The 21282-nt window shown below is 61.1% G+C and carries 14 protein-coding genes; 2 read left to right on the top strand and 12 right to left on the bottom strand.

The window, feature by feature from the left end; all coding sequences use genetic code 11:
- Window position 1 precedes the first annotated feature (1 nt).
- From AWB75_RS14640 to AWB75_RS14610, 7 genes are all read right to left on the bottom strand, one after another.
- A complete protein-coding gene (locus tag AWB75_RS14640) occupies window positions 2-2323 on the bottom strand; it encodes a hypothetical protein (protein WP_061124800.1) in 2322 nt (773 codons plus the stop codon).
- A gap of 3 nt (window positions 2324-2326) precedes the next feature.
- A complete protein-coding gene (locus tag AWB75_RS14635) occupies window positions 2327-2845 on the bottom strand; it encodes a DUF2345 domain-containing protein (protein WP_061124799.1) in 519 nt (172 codons plus the stop codon).
- Window positions 2846-3821: 976 nt separating this feature from the next.
- A complete protein-coding gene (locus AWB75_RS14630; RefSeq protein ID WP_061124798.1) occupies window positions 3822-6254 on the bottom strand; it encodes a M23 family metallopeptidase in 2433 nt (810 codons plus the stop codon).
- A 3-nt stretch (window positions 6255-6257) separates the two neighbouring features.
- On the bottom strand, window positions 6258-8609 hold the full coding sequence (locus tag AWB75_RS14625) for a type VI secretion system Vgr family protein (protein ID WP_061124797.1): 2352 nt from the start codon (window positions 8607-8609) through the stop codon (window positions 6258-6260).
- Between the two features lie 921 nt (window positions 8610-9530).
- Window positions 9531-10571, bottom strand: coding sequence for an alpha/beta fold hydrolase (locus tag AWB75_RS14620; protein ID WP_061124795.1), 1041 nt, complete (start codon window positions 10569-10571; stop codon window positions 9531-9533).
- 66 nt (window positions 10572-10637) lie between these two features.
- On the bottom strand, window positions 10638-12143 hold the full coding sequence (locus AWB75_RS14615; protein ID WP_061124896.1) for a M81 family metallopeptidase: 1506 nt from the start codon (window positions 12141-12143) through the stop codon (window positions 10638-10640).
- Between the two features lie 34 nt (window positions 12144-12177).
- The gene (locus tag AWB75_RS14610) at window positions 12178-13491 is read right to left on the bottom strand and encodes an MFS transporter (RefSeq protein WP_061124794.1); all 1314 of its coding nucleotides are present in this window, start codon (window positions 13489-13491) and stop codon (window positions 12178-12180) included.
- 129 nt (window positions 13492-13620) lie between these two features.
- On the opposite strand from AWB75_RS14610, the gene AWB75_RS14605 reads away from it, so the two are divergent.
- Complete coding sequence (locus AWB75_RS14605; protein ID WP_061124793.1) at window positions 13621-14604, top strand: LysR family transcriptional regulator; 984 nt, start codon at window positions 13621-13623, stop codon at window positions 14602-14604.
- Here AWB75_RS14605 and AWB75_RS14600 read toward each other — a convergent pair.
- Window positions 14546-15763, bottom strand: coding sequence for an MFS transporter (locus AWB75_RS14600; protein ID WP_061124792.1), 1218 nt, complete (start codon window positions 15761-15763; stop codon window positions 14546-14548). The genes AWB75_RS14605 and AWB75_RS14600 overlap by 59 nt on opposite strands.
- A gap of 140 nt (window positions 15764-15903) precedes the next feature.
- Between AWB75_RS14600 and AWB75_RS14595 the strand changes: the two genes are divergently transcribed.
- Window positions 15904-16161, top strand: coding sequence for a hypothetical protein (locus AWB75_RS14595; protein ID WP_061124895.1), 258 nt, complete (start codon window positions 15904-15906; stop codon window positions 16159-16161).
- Window positions 16162-16174: 13 nt separating this feature from the next.
- Here the strand turns inward: AWB75_RS14595 and AWB75_RS14590 are convergent, their stop codons facing one another.
- The 4 genes from AWB75_RS14590 to AWB75_RS14575 all read right to left on the bottom strand — a co-directional run bounded on the left by AWB75_RS14590 (window position 16175) and on the right by AWB75_RS14575 (window position 21172).
- On the bottom strand, window positions 16175-16816 hold the full coding sequence (locus tag AWB75_RS14590; RefSeq protein WP_061124791.1) for a hypothetical protein: 642 nt from the start codon (window positions 16814-16816) through the stop codon (window positions 16175-16177).
- Between the two features lie 109 nt (window positions 16817-16925).
- Window positions 16926-19205 (bottom strand): EAL domain-containing protein, encoded by a 2280-nt coding sequence (locus tag AWB75_RS14585; RefSeq protein ID WP_061124790.1) that lies wholly within the window; start codon window positions 19203-19205, stop codon window positions 16926-16928.
- Between the two features lie 71 nt (window positions 19206-19276).
- Window positions 19277-19915, bottom strand: coding sequence for a Vgb family protein (locus AWB75_RS14580; RefSeq protein WP_061124789.1), 639 nt, complete (start codon window positions 19913-19915; stop codon window positions 19277-19279).
- Window positions 19916-19948: 33 nt separating this feature from the next.
- Window positions 19949-21172, bottom strand: a complete 1224-nt coding sequence (locus AWB75_RS14575) for a hypothetical protein (protein WP_061124788.1) — start codon at window positions 21170-21172, stop codon at window positions 19949-19951.
- Window positions 21173-21282 lie beyond the last annotated feature (110 nt).

Genomic DNA, 21282 nt, shown 5'->3' with positions numbered 1-21282 from the left:
ATCAGTTGGCGTCGCATAGAATCACCGTGGCTTGCTCAGACCGCTGCTTGCGCGCAGTAAATGTTGGTTGATCGTATCGATTTATTATCATGGAGATATTGGTCGAAGCTATAGCAAAACTTACGTCCCTATCGCAACTGTTATTTATATTTTTCGTAACCCAGTACCATCCACCAACATCGATAGCATTAAAATCATTTCCAATAGCACGACTGGAGATTTTTTGCGGATCATTGATTACTGCGGGACGGATCGCACTATTTCGGGGAACATCCCACCATCCAGCCTTACCCCACCAATTTTTGTCAAAATCCGATGTGCGAATCCAACCTCTAAAGACCCAGTACTGCGAATACAAATCACGCCCCGTTATTTGAAGCGAGCCTCTTCCACGAAATTTAATCCCATCTCCAGAGTTAAACTCGTTTCCAAGCGTATTTTTTGTTTTTTCATAACCGGCACCCTTTTTGAAGTATGAGTAGCTATCCGGTCCTTTAAAATAATCCAGACCGGTCTCATAATCTTTACTTTCCGCGCTATTTCCGCCTTCTACCATTGCACCACCCAACGCGTCAGTTTCATGCGCCATCTGACCTATGAAATGGCTCATACGTACCAAGTCAGGTCCCAAATACTTGCGTGTCAGAATATTTATTGATGGACAGAATCGTTGAGCATCGGGAGCTTTCGCTGCTGGGATTGTGCGATTCAACTCGGTTGGCGTTAACCACCCACACCGCCTAAACAGCCGCACAAACGCAAGCGGATGAAAGAACCAAAGCTTCTCGCCAGAGGCAAACCCCGTCTTATCCCAGAACTGAAATGACTTCAGCAGCTTAATAAATGCCTTATAGCCATCCTCATCGCCGTGATAGAACTCGCCCTCATCCTTCAGCTTGCGGTAACGCTCCTCATTGTGCGAGCTGTCCCACTCGCTCGGTGCTTCGCACACGAATCCCCGCAATTGCTCGCGAACGGCTTTATTCGACTTGACGTAGTTCGCAAGCACATCCTCCTTCTTGTGCTCCTCCTTTAGCGCAATTTGCTGCGGCGTCTGATGCTCCTTCGTGTCCTTGACGATTTTCTTGAGCGCATCGATATCACACAGTCCGTCCGCGCTGAATGGCGTGTTGCCCTCGCTGATCTTTTCCCAGCCTGCGAGCCCCGAGAAGTCGGCGTCGGATAGCTTCAAGATCGTGTCTGGGCTCACGTCGATATAACCTTCCCGCCCAGCGGCGAACGTCACCCGCGTCCAGGTCGCGCGAGGATTCTGCGCGTCTCTGGGGCGAGGGTTTCCTTGGACGCTGGCATCGACCGGCGGTGGCGTGGCTCCCGTCGCCAAGCCCAACGTGGGCGATGGCGAGAGAATGCGTCCGAACCGGAGCAACTCATAGCCGTCGCTTGGACAAGCGGGGTACAGCGCCGTAGCCCGCTTGTACATGTCGTATTCGTAGCCCGCCTCTTTCACCGGCGTGGGCGTGAGCAAGGTTCGGCTTTCCCCCGATACAGCCCATACGTTGGTGAACTTACTGCCCTTGTGAAAGAACATCTCCACAAACAACTGCTCTGCGTTTCGACCCGCTTGCAGAGCATCGAAGGCAATGCCATTAAGTTTGTTATGCGAATCGACGCCAGGCGGTAACGCGCGAAACGACGAGCCCGCGGGAATCACATAGTAGATGTGCCCCCAGCAATCGTTGCCTGTCGCCATACTCGCCACCCGCTTTCCAAGCTGTGTACGACCGAAGTAGGCATCGTGGTCCGCCTTGGTCATGAATATCTCGAAGTGCAGATGCTGCTGAGCGTGGCATGCGCCCACCCAGCCGAGCACATCCTTTCTTCGTACCTTGAGATTGACGCCTTTCTGCGCCGGAGATGGCTCGGTGTCGCCACCCGGCGTGGGCATTTGCAAAAATTCCGGCAGCAGCCTTCCGTCCGCTCCGTTGTAGCTACTCAGATCCAGCAGGTGCATGTACAACGAATAGAACGTCAGTGTCCGGCCTTCGCCCGTCTCTGTCGTGTGTTTGAGCAAGACGAAGCCCGCATTGCTGTCACGCGTTCCACCGCCGCCATCGTAGGCCTTCTGACACACGCGATACGCTACAACGTCACCATCGGCAATGGCGCGTACCTTTTCGTTTTGCATCGAAGGCATGAGATGTGCGCCGCAATGCCAGCGTCTGTCGAATGCGATCGGATAGTTGCCGTGTGCGAGCTCGTACTTGTCCACCTCGTCCATCATCAAATCAAGTATGGGCGGATTGGCTGTAGCGTCGGAATTCCTCAGGCCCGCAGCCGGAAGAAATGGGGGGCTAATAATCATGGGTTAAAGCGTCAGCGGATAGTAGTTGGTCGGCTTGAATTCACTCTCGGGCAATTTCGGTAGCAGAGAATCGGCATGCTGCGGCCCTTCAAACGTGAAAGACCCCGCCTTGATCCTGAAATCCCCCGGACAGACCAGTTCGATGCTCCCATTCTCGATCTTGATCGCCGCACCGCCGCATGCAAGCACCGCTTTGGTCTTGCCGTTGACGAGCACATCCGCATTGGCGCTGGCGACGTGCAATTGCTGGTCGGCATAAAGGTTCAGCGTGCTGTCGTGTGCCTGGATATCAACGTGCCCTTTCGCGAACAGCTTCATGCCCAGCTTCTGCGCGCACAGCGAGATCAGATCGCCCGCCGCGACGGTGAATCGCCTCACCGCGCTGATATCGACGTGCTTGCCCGCGTTGAGCATCACGTTCTCACCCGCCGCCTGCTGCACCGAACGCGGCGTCACGAAGGCCATACCGCCCGGCGCGCTGGCCAGCAGTCCCGCGCTTTTAAGCTGATCGAGCGTGTCCATCAAAGTGGCCTGCATGCGTGGTTACTACATAAATCACAAAGAATGCAACAACGCCAAAGACACAAGAAAAAAACGGACAATCTCTTCACGTTAGCTTCCTACATGTTCATCAGACGAACGAACACTGGTTATTGCTGGTTACCGATCGGTACCGCTTCCCAGTCACTCAACGCCATTAACGCGCTGGTATAGCCCTGGAAGCGCGCTTGCAAGCCGTAGATACCAGAGAACGAGCTCGATGGATGCCCTACGTTGACGGTTGTTGCGGCATGTCCAAACGATTCACAGCTCTCGCGAATGCACCCGACCAGTTATCAGCCGGATCGGTGAGAATATGCAGTTCTAACTTTCTCGCCCCGCCCGAACCTGAATCAAAACGATGTACTTCTTCGAGAATTTCACAACGCACGGATGCCGAAAGCAAAGCAAAAAAGACTACGAAATGATTAAGTAAGGAGCCCTTGCCAAATCACCTGCTTTCCGATTGACGCTTTAAGGTAAGCATTTTATTTCATAATAGTCAATCTCGTAGTGCAACTTTTAGGAACATTCTCTTCGAAGTAAGTACTGATTAACCTGCGATTATTTTTATCCAATTTTAGATTAATAAATTCATCACCGCACCGCGGTAATCGCTCCACAAAACGATTAGTCGACGGCGCGAATGTGAACACTCTGTGAATCGTGTATGTCCCCATCCCGTCATCAACATGCCAAACTGAAAATCCTAGTCGTCCGCTGAAATCATAACTACCCACTTCGACATGAACAGCCTTTTCCGTGTCAAGACTTACATTCTGCTCCCGAACGATACCATTTCGATTTACCGACCATACTACTTCGCCCCCCTTCGTCCTAATCAGCGCTTGAATCCCAGGGGCGGGGTTAAATTTAACCGAATAGTCTGCTGCGTGCGTCGAAAGCATCGCAGTTAGCCCTAACACAACTATTAAAAGCCTCAAGTATTTCATGACTTTTATTCTGGCCTAAGCATATTAGCGAGAATAGAACTTTTCGGTGAAGGTGGGGTTATTGTTACCGCCTCACTCACATCCGCCTTGTCATTCAGGAGGCTTAGAATATAAACGGAATATGCTTGCCTTTCATAGTACCCATTGCCACCGCCATTGACCAGCCGGTTGATAAATCCAATGTTAGAGGGCGAGAACGGCTCATCCGCCACTCTGCTTATGTTAATCCCTCGGGAGAAACGTTTGGAGACCCAGTAGAAACCTCCCGAATCGCACGCATAACTCACATTCTCAGCAATAAGATCCGGGTCATAGCGTGGGTACCACAACATCAACTCCCCCCCGTCGGCGGGATTCGCAGAATAATGACGCGATGTCTTCGTAATACGAGCAGCTGCACCAGGCAATCGTTCGACGTAGGTATCACTGCTGTTAACGGGAATGCCTCTATATTGCCCATAGGCAGCGAAATTTCCAGCCCATGTAAGCTGCATGATTCCATGTCCATAGAACGGTCCATAATACTGAGTGGCTGGGTTGGCGGCGGAATATCTTCCGAATCCCCATTCATGCATAAGCCGTTTTGTACCACCTGGATTTCGCCATTGAGCCGTCTCCAGAAACACCTGAGCTAGAAACAACGCCAACCTTTGGGAATTACTTCCAATGTATTTCCTCGTGCATTCGTTCAACGCTACAGCGTGGTTCTCAAGGCGTTGACGTGCGATGTTCATCGTCACTCTGTACACATCATTATTAGTCGTGATGGCACTTCGCTGATCGCCAGTCTCCGTGTAAAAAGGATAACGGGGAAACGTGGCTGCCAACTCATCTTTGCTCAACCACCCACACTTCCTGAAATGCCGCACAAACGCAAGCGGATGAAAGAACCAAAGCTTCTCACCAGAGGCAAACCCCGTCTTATCCCAGAACTGAAATGACTTCAGCAGCTTAATAAATGCCTTATAGCCATCCTCATCGCCGTGATAGAACTCGCCCTCATCCTTCAGCTTGCGGTAACGCTCCTCATTGTGCGAGCTGTCCCACTCGCTCGGTGCTTCGCACACGAATCCCCGCAATTGCTCGCGAACGGCTTTATTCGACTTGACGTAGTTCGCAAGCACATCCTCCTTCGTGTGCTCCTCCTTCAGCGCAATTTGCTGCGGCGTCTGATGCTCCTTCGTGTCCTTGACGATTTTCTTGAGCGCATCGATATCACACAGTCCGTCCGCGCTGAACGGCGTGTTGCCCTCGCTGATCTTTTCCCAGCCTGCGAGCCCCGAGAAGTCGGCGTCGGATAGCTTCAAGATCGTGTCTGGGCTCACGTCGATATAACCTTCCCGCCCAGCGGCGAACGTCACCCGCGTCCAGGTCGCGCGAGGATTCTGCGCGTCTCTGGGGCGAGGGTTTCCTTGGACGCTGGCATCGACCGGCGGTGGCGTGGCTCCCGTCGCCAAGCCCAACGTGGGCGATGGCGAGAGAATGCGTCCGAACCGGAGCAACTCATAGCCGTCGCTTGGACAAGCGGGGTACAGCGCCGTAGCCCGCTTGTACATGTCGTATTCGTAGCCCGCCTCTTTCACCGGCGTGGGCGTGAGCAAGGTTCGGCTTTCCCCCGATACAGCCCATACGTTGGTGAACTTACTGCCCTTGTGAAAGAACATCTCCACAAACAACTGCTCTGCGTTTCGACCCGCTTGCAGAGCATCGAAGGCAATGCCATTAAGTTTGTTATGCGAATCGACGCCAGGCGGTAACGCGCGAAACGACGAGCCCGCGGGAATCACATAGTAGATGTGCCCCCAGCAATCGTTGCCTGTCGCCATACTCGCCACCCGCTTTCCAAGCTGTGTACGACCGAAGTAGGCATCGTGGTCCGCCTTGGTCATGAATATCTCGAAGTGCAGATGCTGCTGAGCGTGGCATGCGCCCACCCAGCCGAGCACATCCTTTCTTCGTACCTTGAGATTGACGCCTTTCTGCGCCGGAGATGGCTCGGTGTCGCCACCCGGCGTGGGCATTTGCAAAAATTCCGGCAGCAGCCTTCCGTCCGCTCCGTTGTAGCTACTCAGATCCAGCAGGTGCATGTACAACGAATAGAACGTCAGTGTCCGGCCTTCGCCCGTCTCTGTCGTGTGTTTGAGCAAGACGAAGCCCGCATTGCTGTCACGCGTTCCACCGCCGCCATCGTAGGCCTTCTGACACACGCGATACGCGACAACCTCGCCATCGGCAATGGCGCGTACTTTTTCGTTTTGCATCGAAGGCATCAGATGTGCGCCGCAATGCCAGCGTCTGTCGAATGCGATCGGATAGTTGCCGTGTGCGAGCTCGTACTTGTCCACCTCGTCCATCATCAAATCAAGTATGGGCGGATTGGCTGTAGCGTCGGAATTCCTCAGGCCCGCAGCCGGAAGAAATGGGGGGCTAATAATCATGGGTTAAAGCGTCAGCGGATAGTAGTTGGTCGGCTTGAATTCACTCTCGGGCAATTTCGGTAGCAGAGAATCGGCATGCTGCGGCCCTTCAAACGTGAAAGACCCCGCCTTGATCCTGAAATCCCCCGGACAAACCAGTTCGATGCTGCCGTTCTCGATCTTGATCGCCGCACCGCCGCATGCAAGCACCGCTTTGGTCTTGCCGTTGACGAGCACATCCGCATTGGCGCTGGCGACGTGCAATTGCTGGTCGGCATAAAGGTTCAGCGTGCTGTCGTGTGCCTGGATATCAACGGGCCCTTTCGCGAACAGCTTCATGCCCAGCTTCTGCGCGCACAGCGAGATCAGATCGCCCGCCGCGACGGTGAATCGCCTCACCGCGCTGATATCGACGTGCTTGCCCGCGTTGAGCATCACGTTCTCACCCGCCGCCTGCTGCACCGAACGCGGCGTCACGAAGGCCATACCGCCCGGAGCACTCGCGAGCAGCCCGGCGCTTTTAAGCTGGTCGAGCGTGTCCATCAGGCTTGCCTGAGTGTCGCGATCGGCGGGCTCCGCCTTCGCCTGCGTCGTCGCCTGGACCAGCGACGTCACGCGGTTCAAAGCCGATTGCAACTCCCGCAACGCTGCGTTCATCTCCAACTGCGGCGCATTCGGACTCGACAACGCATCGGCCGATAGGAACACGCCTTTCGATGCGTGCAGCGTCGCGTGACCCTGAGAATGAATTTCCAGCCCTTCGCCTCGGCGTTGCTTCTGGTTATCCACCAGATAGCCCATGCTCACCGAGGACTGCTGATAGATCGTCGCGAACTTCGCGCCTTCCTTGCCCTTGAAGTCCTCGAAGCGCATCTTGCCGGTGAGAAGCGGCGAGCGCCACACCGCACGCGAGTTCCATCCCTCATAACCGTGAACGTGATTGGCGCGCGAATAGTCGTGCGCGGCAAACCCGATATATGGCCTGTCGATATCGCCGTTTGTGAAAAATATTCTGACTTCAGTTCCAGGAAGCAAGGGCGCGTGAAACCCGCCGTCCTTGGATGCAGACGGCACCATCAGCCGCAGCCGCATGCTGTTGGAGCCTGCTTTGCCCGCACCGCGATGGAAGTGGAACTTGACGAGGTACAAGCCGTGCTCGTCGAGATCCGCATAGGGGCTACCCTCGATGCTTGATTCAATCGTCGCGACAATCGAACCCTGCATCCAGCGCCAATCCCGCTCCGGGACGTATTCAGGCCGCCATATCTTGTCGGCCGGAGTTCCTTCGAACTCGTTCGTAGCAGGCTTCGAGCGAGATCCCTTCGTCGTCATCTTGGTGATGACCAGACCATAGGGCGCTTTCGGAAACTTGTGGTTCGTGGCGGTCAGCACCCAACCTGGATACAGGCCAACGATATTCGAGGTGCCGATATGAACGACCTGCTTCGAAGCGATCGCCTGCGTGCGAACCTTCGTCAGCGCCTGTGCTTCTTCCTTGGTATGGAAATGCTCGTTGCTGCGGTCGATCGTCCCGTACAGCGTCTTGTCGCCCCGGTCGACGTACGCAATGGCCGATACCGGAGCGTTGGGCGTCCGGAAATTGTGGTCCCGCAGCTCAACGCTCTGAGGCAGCAGCGTCTGCTTGCGCTTCATGCTCAGGATCGCTTCGTGGAAGCCACCGTCCTGTCCATTGGGCGGCACGAATGGCATGTCGATCGAGCGCATGTAGCCATTCGGACGATTGTCGATCACGAGCGTATCGCGATGGGTCTTGCTGCCGACCTCTGCGTGCCTGATGTACGAATAAAGGCCGTGTCGCAAGCACTGACGCCTGATGAATCCGATTGCAGTCTCATCGACCATCAGGAGCTGATCGTATCGCTGATCCACCCCTTCAAAATTCAGCTCGATGTCATGCGGAAAGATGCGCTCGCGATCGACGAGAAGCCCGTAAAAAATCTCTTTTAGTGTTTTTTTCAAAAACACATCGGAGACTCTTGCCAGGTCCAGCAAGGAGACTCGTGGCTGGATAAGTAGACGATACTGCGCGCCGTCCTTGCTTGAACTCTCGTGCGTCCACTCTCTGACCACGCCGTGAACGGTGCGGGCGTGGCGTGAAGCCGTGCCCATGTACTTCAACTCAGCGCGTTCCTCAATCACGAGGGTTACGTTCTTGCCCAGAAAGTCCGCACCGTCGAGCGTCTGATCGTCGGAGTACACGAGGACGTCGAGTTGAAACAACTCATTCATTTCCTCTTTGAGGGTGTACTCCAGCGGGTCCACTGCGGGCTTCAGTCCCGCGACGGTCAGAGACAGATGTTGGGAGACCCACGCGTTGGGGTCTTTGAGCGCCGTCAGAAAATCAGGTGAAGCCATATCTTGCGTTGCCTCGTACTCGGAGAGTCGGCCCGAATCGGAGTTCGGACTAGCGCAAGATTGTGCGCAGATTAACCGAGCAACGAAAGGAAGCAATCGAAAGTAAGCGACCCGAGCGGAGAAGAAAACACTCTTTGTTGACATCCGACAAGAACAATTCGCTGCCAACAGGCAATTCATGCTGGGCAAGTCTGAGTTAGCCTGCGACTTTGCAGCAGTCCGAATGCTTGCCCACATCGGAGATCAGGCGATACACCGACGCCCTTTCCGGATCTCGGCGGAGCGCCAGTACTCCGCCTTCGTTGGTAAGTTCGCACGCCGAATCGCACGCCAGATTCAAAGCCCACAAATTCCTGACGAGCAACTGTTGGATTGCTTACTTCTGAGAATCTAAAAGGTAATTTTCCGAGATGCTCGTGCGCTCTATTTACTTACAGCGTTATGCAAGAGAGGAATCCGAGAAGATCCTTCAGAACTTCGCAGCCTTAACGTTGACGCTCAGCAGCGCTTTATTGCTTTCCGCTTGCGGTGGTGGCGGCGGTTCGGGTAGTACAGACGACACGAGTCAATCTGCCAGTGCCCTCAGTGCCGCATCGAGCGCAGCCGCACCGGAGAGCGCTTCGACTGCATTGCCGACTAGCGCAAGCGCGCCTTCGGCAGCATCGTCGCCGGCGATGGTCGGAGAAGCATTGCCTAGTCTCTCGGGTCCGCAAACAGGATCGACGGCATTGACAGGCACGAATGCAGAAGGAATCTGGACGACGTCGTCGATCGCCAGTCATAGCGTGGCGCTGATCGATTCAATCGGCAACATCTCGTCGTTGAATGCGATGGCGTCTATCGTTGGAATCCGGACAGCTTGCGATTGCCTATGGTCAGCTGAGTAAGCAATAGGCCAGCGAGCCAGGTCGAAGCGTAGACCTACATCCGGTCCGCTTCGATCACCGCATCGGCAAACGCTTTCGGCGCTTCCTGCGGCAGGTTATGTCCGACTCCCCCCGCGACGTTCCGATGCTTGTACTTGCCCGTGAACTTCTTCGCATACACAGCGGGATCGGGATGCGGCGCGCCGTTGGCATCGCCTTCCATCGTGATCGTGGGCACGCCGATCGTCGGCGCTGTCGCGAGACGCTGCTCCAGCGCGTCATATTTGGCCTCGCCCTGCGCGAGCCCAAGCCGCCAGCGATAGTTATGGATCACCACGGCAACGTGATCCGGATTCTCGAACGACTTCGCCGAGCGGTCATACGTGGCGTCATCGAAGTTCCATTTCGGCGACGCGAGTTGCCAGATGAGCTTGTTGAAATCGTGGCGATTCGCCTCGTAACCCGCCTGGCCGCGCTCCGTCGCGAAGTAGAACTGATACCACCACGCGAACTCGGCCTTCGGCGGCAAGGGCGCGCGATTCGCCTGCTGGCTGCCGATCAGATAGCCGCTCACGGACACCATCGCCTTGACGCGCTCGGGCCACAGCGCCGCCATGATGTTCGCGGTGCGCGCGCCCCAGTCGAACGCGCCGAGCGTGGCCTTCTGAATCTTCAGCGCATCCATGAGCGCGATGATATCCACGGCGACCACCGCCTGTTGCCCGTTGCGCGGCGTGTCGGCGGAAAGAAAGCGCGTCGAACCGTAGCCTCGCAGATACGGCACGATCACGCGATAACCCTGCGCCACGAGTATCGGCGTGACTTCGGCGAAGCTGTAGATGTCGTATGGCCAGCCGTGCAGAAGAATCACCGCGGGACCGTTCGCCGGCCCCGCTTCCGCATAGCCGACATCGAGCGTGCCCGCCTCGATCTGGCGAATGTCGGCGAAACCCGCCATCGACGAAGCGCGTGCAGGCGTCGCGCCTTGCGTCGTCTGGGCATGCACGAGGTCGCTGAAACCGAGCTGCATCGCGCCGACACTCGCGATCGTCGTGCCGATGAAGCGGCGGCGCCACGCGTTGATCTGATCCGTCATGTTGCGATTCTCCTTTTCTTCGATGTCGTCAGTTAGCGGGAAAAGATGCGGAAGAAGCTCGAACCATCACGCCGCCGATGCGCGCAGCGCCGCAAGCGTCGGCCCCAGCGGGCGCACGCGCATGCGCGCATCGAGATTGCGCCACGGCAAATCGGCCGGATCGGCGGCCATCGGACCGGGCGCCTTCGCGACGAGTATGCGCTCGGCGATCGGCTCGAAGTCCGCCCGAAAATGCACCGAGCTCTTGTTCACCAGAATCTTCATGCGCTCGGGCTCGATGCCCGCCGCGCGAAAGAGATTGCGGTCGAATACCTGCATCTTGATGCTGCTCACCGCGATGCGCACGCCGTCGATCCGCAGACACGCCGTCGGCCCCAGCTCGCCCGACATGCCGTTGAGCATCGGGCCATCGAAACGGAAGCGGCCATCGGAAAGATGCTCGACTTCGAACACGCCTTCGAGCGGCGCATCGCCCGGCACGTTCGAGCCGCCGCCGAGCGCAAGCGTGATACGCGCCCCGACGCCCGCGCGATGCGCCGCGCGCGCCGCGTGCTCGTCCCAGATCACGCCCACAGCCGCATCGCGCGCGCCGTTGCGCAGGAGCGCGCGGACCATGCCCATCGTGTTCGAATCGCCGCCGACGCCGGGATTGTCCTGCGTATCCGCGATGATCACGGGCTTCGCCGCGTCGCGGCTCGCGTCGATGGCTTCGCGCGCGGCTTCGTCGGGCGAAAGGAACGGCACGTCCCAGCGCGCTTCGTCATCCACGAGCTGCGACCAGAGCGTATCGACGGCCTTGTCCGCCGATTGCTGACCGAGCGCGTAGCCCCAGAACACCGGGCCGCATTCATCGAAGTCCGATGCCGGAAAACCCGGCGCGAACGACAGCGACACCACGTCTTTTTCGAGCGCTTCGAGCATGCCGTACATGCCGCGCGCCGGCTCGACGAGCGTGCACATGCCGTTCACCGGAATCAGGAATGGGATGCGGCGCATCGCGCGTTCGAACGGCCTGCCATGTTCGATCCGCTTTGCGAGCAGATGCGCCGCGCGCAGGCCCGTCTCGGCCATATCGACATGCGGATACGTGCGATACGCGACGAGCGCATCGGCGAGTTCCACCATGCGCGCGGTGACGTTCGCGTGAAGATCGAGCGAGACGACGAGCGGCATGTCATCGCCGACGATGCCGCGCACACGCGCCAGCAGTTCGCCTTCGCCGTCGTCGAGATGCTCGGTGACCATCGCGCCGTGCAGATCGAGATAGATCGCATCGAAGCCGCCCGCCCGAACGCGCTCGACGATCGCGCCCGCGATGCGCTCATACGCATCTTCCGTCACATGCGCCGATGCGCTCGCGCCCGCCCAGATCACCGGAATCACCGCGTGCCCTTGCGCTTCGGCCCATTGAATGAAACCGCCGATCGGCACGTTCACGTCGCGCAGTTTCAATACATCGTCGCCGTGCGCCATCGGCGGGAAGCCTTCGCCCTGAATGAAGCTTTGATAACTTGCCTTGGTCGGCGCGAAGGTGTTGGTTTCGTGCTGGAATCCTGCGATCAGGATCTTCATGGTCATGGTCCTTTGGCGAGTCGATTGAATGATGTCAGGCCGTGCGCGTTTTCGCAGCAACCCCTCTGCGCTTGTTCGCGAGTATCAGCACGCACGAGAGCGCCGCCATGCATGCCATCGCGAGCAAGCCGCCATGCGTGCTGCCGGTCGCGGACTTGACCCAGCCGAACACCGCCGGACCCCAGAAGCCGCCCGACAAGCCGATCGTGTTGATGAGCGCGATGCCGCCCGCCGCAGCCGGGCCGGAGATGGTTTCCGCCGGAATCGCCCAGAAGACCGTGTAGGCCATCCACATGCAGGCGGTGGCGAGCGTGAGCAGCACGAGCGTGGCGACGAGATTGCCCGATGCATACGGCGTCATCACCAGCAGCACGGCGGCGCCAAGCGCCGGCAGCGCGCTGTGATAGCGGCGCTCGCCGACCTTGTCGGAGCGGCGGCCCGCGGCGTACATCGCGATGGCTGCGGCGACATACGGAATCGCGACATACCAGCCGAGGCGGATCGTGTCGTTCACGCCTTGCTCCTTGACGAGCGTCGGCAGCCAGAAACTGATCGCGTAGATCGGGAAGATGATGCAGAAGTACGCGAGCGCCAGCACGTAGACACGCGGATTCTTCGCGACTTCCCGGAACGAATCGATGCGATGCGAGCCTTCGCCATGACCGCCGGTTTCGGCTTCGACGAGACGTTGCTCGTCCTGCGTGAGCCAGCGCGCATCGGCGGGACGGTTCGCCAGCGTGAACCACACGAGTGCGCCGAGCGCGATGCACGGCAGCCCTTCGACGAGGAACATCCACTGCCATCCGGCCAGTCCGCCGACACCGCCGAGCGAAGCAATCAGCCACGCCGAAAGCGGCCCGCCGACGACGCCGCCGAGCGGCCCCGCGACGAACACGAGCGCAATTGCCCGCGCCATGCGCTTCGGCCCGTACCAGCGCGAAAGGTAGTAGATCATGCCCGGCGCGAAGCCCGCTTCGAAGATGCCGAGGAGAAAGCGCATCGCGTAGAACATCGGCACGTTGCGCACGAACAGCATGCACGCCGACGTGATGCCCCACAGCACGAGAATGCGGCTGAACGTGAGGCGCGCGCCGATCTTCGGCAGCATCAGGTTGCTCGGAATCTCGAACAGCACATAGCCGATGAAGAAGATGCCCGCGCCGACGCCATACGCCGCGTCGGAAAGGCCGAGGTCGCTTTGCATCTGAAGTTTCGCGAAGCCGACGTTCACGCGGTCCAGATACGCGAACATGTAACACGCGATCAGAAGCGGCAGGAGCCGCCAGTTGATTCTGCTGTAGAGCGCCGAAACGGCATCGCCGCCTCGCAGGGTCTGAATCGTCGACATCTGCGTCTCCTTGGTTGTCTCCCCCGTTTTTCGGGTTGAGGCCATGTTGAGCGCGTGCAACCGGGCGAGCAAGAGCAACTAAGTTCACGTATCGTTGCTCTGTGAGCAACACACGGGATTCAAACGACCATGCGCGAAATCAATCAGCAACGCCTGCGTTATTTCCACGAAGTCCTGACGCACGGGACGATTCGCGGTGCGGCGGATCATCTGAACACGTCGCCTTCGGTGATCGCGCGTCAGATCAAATTGCTCGAAGACGAACTCGGCACGACGCTCTTCGAGCGCGAGGCGCGCGGCGTGCGGCCGACCGAAGCGGCGTTTCATCTGCTGGAGTTCTGGCGGGGTTATCGCTCGCAGCAGGAGAAGCTGGAAGACCAGTTGCATGCGCTCAAAGGACTGCAGCAAGGGCAGATCCGGCTCGCGGTGAGCGAGGGTTATGTCGATACGCTCGTCGACGACGTGCTCGCGCCGTTCTGCGCGCGTTATCCGCGCCTCGACATCGACGTGCAGATGCTCGCCGTCGACGATCTGCTCGACGAAGTCGCGCAAAGCCGCGCGCATATCGGGCTTGCGTACAATCCGCCGCCGCACGAGCGCATCGAGATTCGCGCGAGCTCGCCGCAGCCCGTCGTGCTGCTCGCGCGGCGCGATCATCCCCTCGCGCGGCGCGGCGGCGTCGCGCAGATTCGCGATCTGCTCGACTATCCGCTCGCGCTGATGCCGCCGACGTTCGGCATCGGCCATGTCGTGAAGATGCTGGAGACGACCGACGACCTCATCATCCGCCCGACGCTCACGACGAATTCGCTCGGCGCGCTGAAACGCTTCGTCGCCGCGGAAAATTTCATGACGCTGATCGGCGAATTCGCGGCGTATCGGGAACTGGCGAGCGGCGAACTGACGACGGTGCCGATCGCGCATCCGCTTTTCGAAAGCGCGCAGGCGAAGCTGCTCGTGAAGGCCGGACGGCCGCTCGCGGCGGGGCCGCAGGAGTTGCTCGACTGGATTCTGAGCCGAATGCCGATGTTCTCGCGCGCGGCCGCTGCGCCCGTCAAGCCGCCGCGCACTCGGGCACATCGGCGAGCCGCGCCGCCGGGGACATCCAAATGATCCATGCCTGCACGACGAAAGCGAGCGCCGCCACGACAAGGCACGGCCCCATGCCGAAGCGCGCGCTGATCGCCGCGCCGAGCAGCGCGCCCAGCGGACGCGCGCCGTAGGTCGCCGTGCTGTTGAGCGCCGACACGCGGCCCATCATGTTCGCGGGCGTGATGGCCTGGCGCAGCGTCGTCGAGCCGACGGTCCACAGGATCGGCCCCGCGCCGAGCAGAAAGAAGCTCGATGCCGCGAGCCAGAACGACGGCGCGGCGAGCGTCGCGACCATCACGAGCGATGCGGCCAGCCCGCAAAACGGCCCGACGAGCAGCATCCGGCCGAACGCCATGCGCCGCGCGACCGCCGGCGCCGCGAGCGCGCCGCACACCATGCCGACGCCGTATGCGCCGAGCGTCACGCCGACCGCCGACGCGCTCAGGCCCAGGCGCTGCACCGCATACGGCACGTACATCGACTGCAGCGTGAAGAAGCCGATGTTGAAGAACACGGCGGTGGCGAGCATCGGGCGCAGCAGCGCGTCGCGGACGACGAAGCGCGCGCCTTCGCGCAGTTCCGTCAGGAAATGGCGCGCGACGGCGGGCTGGCGTGACGGTTCGCGCAAGCCCGCGAGCAGCATCGCCGCCGATGCCGACAAGGCCGCCGCGCAACCATAGGCCCATCCCGCGCCGATCCATCCGACGATCAGCCCGCCGAGCGCCGGCCCCGCCGAATACGCGACGCTGCGCGCCAGCTCGATGCGCCCGTTCGCGGCGGGCAGCGCGGCGCGCTCGACGAGCGCCGGCACGAGCGCGGGCGCGGCGACGTTGTAGGCGACCGTGCCGGTCGCGCCGAGAAAGCCCAGCAGCGCGAGCAGCGGCAGCGTCAATGCATGCGAAAGCACGAGCAGCAGCACGCAGGCCATCGCGAGCGCGCGGGCGCATTCGGCGACGGTCATCAGCGCGCGGCGCGAGCGGCGGTCGGCGAGCACGCCGAGCGGCATCGACAGCAACAGGAACGGCAGCGTCTGCGCGCTTTGCAGAAGGCCGATATCCGCGGCGGACGCGCCGAGCGCGAACACGGCGGCGAGCGGCGCGGCGGCGAGGCCGATCTGCTCCGCCGATTGCGCGAGCAGGTTCGACCAGGCGAGACGTTGGAAGGCAGCGGGAAAGCGCATCGGACGTGCTCCGTGGCGGGATCGAATGGCTTCATCGTCACGGATGCGGCGTGCCCGCGCACTCCAGTTCTTGCGCTGTGATTCCCCCACGCGCGGAACGGCGCTTGCTGCCTTCGCTGAACCAGATCAAGGAGGATGCGATGAACCGCGAACCGTCAGACCCCGTGGAGCGCGCGGACGAACGGCGCAAGGCGCTCGGCCCCGGCGACGTGAAAGAGAAAAGCGACGGCACGATCGAGCAGCGCGAGCACGGCAACATGGACCCGGCGCTGGTGCCGAAGGGGAAGGATCATCCCGAAGAAGGGCCGTATGTGCCCGAGCACGATCACATCGATCCGGATACCGAACCGGATGCCGGCCCCGATCATCCGAAGGGCAAACGGGATTCGGAAGCTTGATTGAAGCGACGCGTCACTGCGCGCCGCTTTCCATCTTTGCTTTTTCCGCCGCGATTTGATCGGCGACCTTGCTTGCGAGGTCATCGAGCGAGGAGATCGCTTCGGTCTTGTTGATGACGAAGCGCGCTGCCGCGCCGTAGGGCTTCGGCGCCGCCGCTGACTTTTGTCCCTTGAGCTGGCTGCTGGTGTCGATCTGCGAGAGCGACGCGTCCGGGCTTGCGCCGAGATTCGCGAGCTGCACGGTGACGTGCGTGTTGGGTTTCTTGTCCGACGAACCCATCGACGGCAATGCGGAGCCGAATCCCGATGACAGTGTTTCGTCGAACTCGCCGGTCACGAGCCAGCCGGACGCGGGCGGCGCGGCTTGTTCGGCTTGTGCCGTCAAGTGGCACGCGGCGATGCCCTTCGCGTTGAGCGCGCTGACGATGCCATCGGCCAGCGCCGACGCGTTCTGTTCGACCTGCATCGCGTTGCGCGCGGCGCGCAGCCGCGAGCCGGGGAAATGCGATGAAGCACCCGATTTGACCGCGGTGAAGTCGCGGACCTGAACGAGCTTGCTCGCGGCCCCACACGGCGGCGCGGATTGAGCGAGCGCGAACGCGCTGAGAAGTAAGCCCGGGAATCCCAGCACAACGCGCAACGATTCCGTTTTCATCGCTTCTCTCCGAGAGTCACGAATGCCGCGAATGCCGCGAATGCCGCGAATGCCGCGAATGCCGCGATGATAACGCCGGCCGACTGGCGCGGCAGCGGAGAAGCGCGCCTCAGCGCACGATCTCGGCCTCCTGCGCCTCCGCCCGCTCCATCAGCCGTTCCAGCGGCACCGGACGGCTCAGCAAAAAACCCTGCACCTTGTCGCAACGCACCGCGCGCAGCGTGTCGAGCTGCTCGCGCGTCTCGACGCCTTCCGCGACCACCATCACGCCGAGCTTGTGCGCGAGATCGATCACGCCTTCGACCACGGTGCGCGCCATCACATCGGTCGCGATGTTGTCGACGAAGGATTTGTCGAGCTTCAGCACATCCGGCCGAAAGCGCGCGAGATAACTGAGACTCGAATAGCCCGTGCCGAAATCGTCGATGGCGATGCGCACGCCCATCGCGCGAACGTTCGACAGCACTTCCTGCGCATCGTCGACATTTTCGATGAGCGCCGACTCCGTGATTTCCAGCGTGATCCGGTGCGAATCGATGCAGCCGCGCCTGATCGCGTTCCTGAGCACGGACACGAGACGCGGATCGCGAAACTGCTTCGGCGACACGTTGACCGCGACCGAATGCACCGCGGGCAGCGCGAGCGTGAGTCGCGACGCCGCCAGCACGGCCTCGCGAATCACCCAATGGCCCGCCTCGACGATCAGCGCGCTCTCTTCCAGCACCGGCACGAAGGCACCGGGCGCCAGCAGCCCGAGTTGCGGATGATCCCAGCGCAGCAACGCCTCGACGCCGACGAGCGCGCCCGAATCGACCGCATATTGCGGCTGATAGTGCAGCACGAACTGATTCTCGCGGATCGCGCCATGCAGCTCCGCCTCGAGATGCGCGCGTGCGAGATCGTCCTTCTCGCGGTCGCCGAACACGCGGAACGTGTTGCGGCCAGCGCGTTTCGCGGCGTACATCGCCATGTCCGCGCTGATGAACAGCGCTTCGGGCGTGCGCCCGTGTTCCGGATAGAGCGCGACGCCGATCGAGCATGTCATCGTCAGGCTTTTGCAGTCGATCTGCATCGGACGATGGCACGCGAGCGAAAGCCTGCGGCACGCGCGCGCGATGTTCTCCTGATCGAAGGTGCCGGGCAGAATGACCGTGAATTCATCGCCGCCCGGACGCGCGGCCACGGCGCCTTCCGGCAGCGTCTCCTGAATGCGCCTCGCGATCGTGCGCAGCACGGCATCGCCCGCGATATGGCCGGCCGTGTCGTTGATCGACTTGAAGCGATCGATATCGACGAACAGATACGCGAACGGCACGCCCGATTCGCAGCGCTTCACGAGCGCGTCCATCATCGCGTTGCGGTTGGACAGGCCCGTGAGGCTGTCGGTGTTCGCGAGCCGATGCAGTTCCTGAAGGCGCTGGCGCTCGTCGGTGGCGTCGACGCACACGCTCACGACGCGCGACACCGCGCCATCCTCGGTCACCGGATAGATGTCCGCGCGCACCCAGCGCGTGCGGTCATGCGGCAGGCACAGGCGGAAATAGCTCTGCCTCGCCGCGCCCGTGTTCACGGCCGCGCGCATTTCGTCGCGCAAGGAGGGCAGATCGTCGGGATGCACGCGCTGCGACCACGCGGTCTGATCGGCCTGAAGCGTGGACACCGGCATTTCCCACATGCGTTCGAAAGCCGAGCTCACATGCAGCAACTCGCGGAAATCGTGCGTCGCGGTCCAGAAGACGGCGTCGACATGATCTTCCATGTCCTTCTGCACGCGCGCGTTGCCGCGCAGTTCGTCGATGAGTTTCACTTCCGCCGTGATGTCGCGCGACTTGCACAGCACCGCCGTGACCTTGCCGGGCTCGCCGTAGACGGGCGCGAAGGTGGACGTCCACGATTTCAGCTTGCCGTTCACCGTGCGGCAGGTGCCGGAGAACGACGTCGATTCGCCCGCCTTCGCACGCTCGAACGCCTGCCGCGCGTCGGGCCCGTCCCAGAGCGCGAGCCAGTCGACGCCGACGAGATCGTCCGCGCTTTCCGCTTCCAGCAAGCGCACGCCGACTTCCGAAATGCACATGACGCGGCCGTCGAGCGAAAGCAGCTTGAGGCAATCCTCGGCGATGGCAAGCAGGCCGTCCGCGACCTGACGCGCGACAAAGATCTTGCGGTTCGCCGCCTGCATGCGATGCACGGCGAACGTCATGCCGACGACCGACGCGGCGAGCGGCACGTTCCACGGCAGCGGCGCGAAAAAGGTGCCGGCTACGGCGCAGAGAATGGCGAGCGGCGCCACGCCAAGCCCATCGAAACGGCGCGCGTGTCCGATGGCTGGCAGGTTCCCGGCGACCTTCCCGCCGATGGTCCCGAGAAAATCGGTCGCTCTCGTCTGCACCGCTTTGGCCCTGTTCCGCTATTGGTTCAATGCGTGTTTATCGGCGGAAACGGGAAAGTCTTGAGGCCGGATCAGCCGCGCTTGGGCTTGCGCACGGCGCGCACTTTGCCGGTGCGCCCGCCGCCGCAGAAGAACCGCTCACGCCCGTCCGACTCGAGCCCCGACACGCCGACGCCTTCCGGCATCTCCAGCCGCTCGATGACTTCGCCCGATTGCGGATCGATGTGCCGCAGCTCGCTCTCGTCGCCTTCCCAGGTGGCGTGCCACAGTTCGCCGTCGATCCACGTGACGCCCGTGACGAAGCGATTCGATTCGATGGTGCGCAGAATCGCGCCGTCGCGCGGATCGATCTGATGAATCTTGCGTTCGTTGTATTGCCCGACCCAAAGCGTGCCCTCGGCCCACGCGAGGCCCGAATCCGCGCCGCCGCCCGGCGCGGGAATAGTGGACAGCACGCGGCCCGTTTTCGGATCGATTTTCTGGATGCGGTCCTCGGCGATCTGGTAGAGATGCTCGCCGTCGAAGGCCGTCCCCGCATGCGCGGCGACCTTCAGCGAGCGCTCTTTCTCACCGCTTTCGGGATCGAACGCATTGAGCGTGTCGCCGGCGGCGAACCACACGCGTTCGCCATCGAACGTGACGCCGTGCACGCCTTCGATATCCGCAAAAGGCCCGTATTCACGGATGATTTCCGCTTTCGCGCGTTTCATGTCGCCGTCCTCCTTCGTTGATGTGCCTTCATGCTAGCCGCCCGCGAGCTCGACGGGGAGTAACAAGGCCGTCGTGAATCCGGGCATCGGCGGCATGGTCCAGCGGCGCGCGCGGCCGCGCCCGAACGATTGCGCCTTGCCGCTCGCGGCGAGTGCATCGAGTGAGCGCTGCACGGTGCGTTGACTTGCTCCGAGCGCGATCGCGAGCGCCGAGCTGGACCACGATTCGCCATCGGCGAGACATGCGAGCAGCGGCGCGTATTCGTCCTCCACAGGCAGCGCGAGCACGGCCACGTCGCGCGCCTGATGCGGCTTCAGGGCGAAGCCGCGCGGCGTCGCATCGATGCTCGCGCGAGCGCTCAGCATCGTCCGCAATCGGCCCATTTCGACGCGCAGCCGCGCGCGATGCGTCTCGTCCGCGTCCCTGATGCGAAACGCGCGCAGGATCAGCGTGTCGCGCGACACATCGCCGGGCCATGCCTGCGCGAGCATGCGCGCGAGCGAGAAAAGCACGGGGCGCGTCGCGAGCGGGATCGCCGCGCCGTTCTCGCGCACGCACAGTCGGCATGCGTCGACGATCAATGCGTTCTTCGATGCGAGCAGCGCTTCTACCTCTTCGAGCAGCAGCGGCCGCTCTGAACCCTTCGCGACGACACGCGCCGCGGGCGCGCGCAGGATGCGCCACGCGCTCTCCACTTCGGCGGCCAATGCGGGAATGCGCGCCTCGCGCGCGGCGTTCGTCGCGCGTTCGAGCGCGGCGCGCGCTGCTTTCGTCTTGAGTCGCCGCATCGCTATGCCCGCGGCCATGAGCTCGTGCGCCGCGCGCAAGGCGGCGGGCAGCGCAGCGGGATCGAGGTCGGCGAGCAGGCGATCGGCGGCGTCGATCCGTCCGATGAGAAGAGCGCGGCGCACTTCGAGATAGCGTGCGTGCGCGGCGTTTATGCGATCGCCATGCGCTTCGAGGATCGCGCGCGCGTGATCCAGCGCCTTCGCAGGCCAGGCGAGATCGCGCGACGCCAAAGCGATCTCCGCCTCCGCGACGATGCAGCGCGAGCGCGACAGGGCTTCTTTTGCGCCGAATGCGCGGGTGGCGCTTTTTATCAGCGCGCGTGCGCGGGTGAAATCGCCGAGTTGCGCCATCGCGATGCCGCGCAAGGCGAGCGCGCTCGCGTCCTCGCGCAGGGCGATGCGGTTCAGTGCGCCGAGAGGGTCACCCGCGGCGAGCGCGCGGGCCGCCGCTGTGATCAGCGAATCCATGCGGATTTCGACACATTTCTTTGCTCGTCGATTGCTTGCGCTTTCATGGAAGCCTGTTTTCGTGGCGGTTTATTGGCGTTGCCCCTATGCGGGGCAGCAGTCACTTTCTT

The organism is Caballeronia catudaia (genome assembly GCF_001544755.2).
Lineage (GTDB): Bacteria > Pseudomonadota > Gammaproteobacteria > Burkholderiales > Burkholderiaceae > Caballeronia > Caballeronia catudaia.
This window is presented reverse-complemented; position numbering and strand designations above follow the sequence as displayed.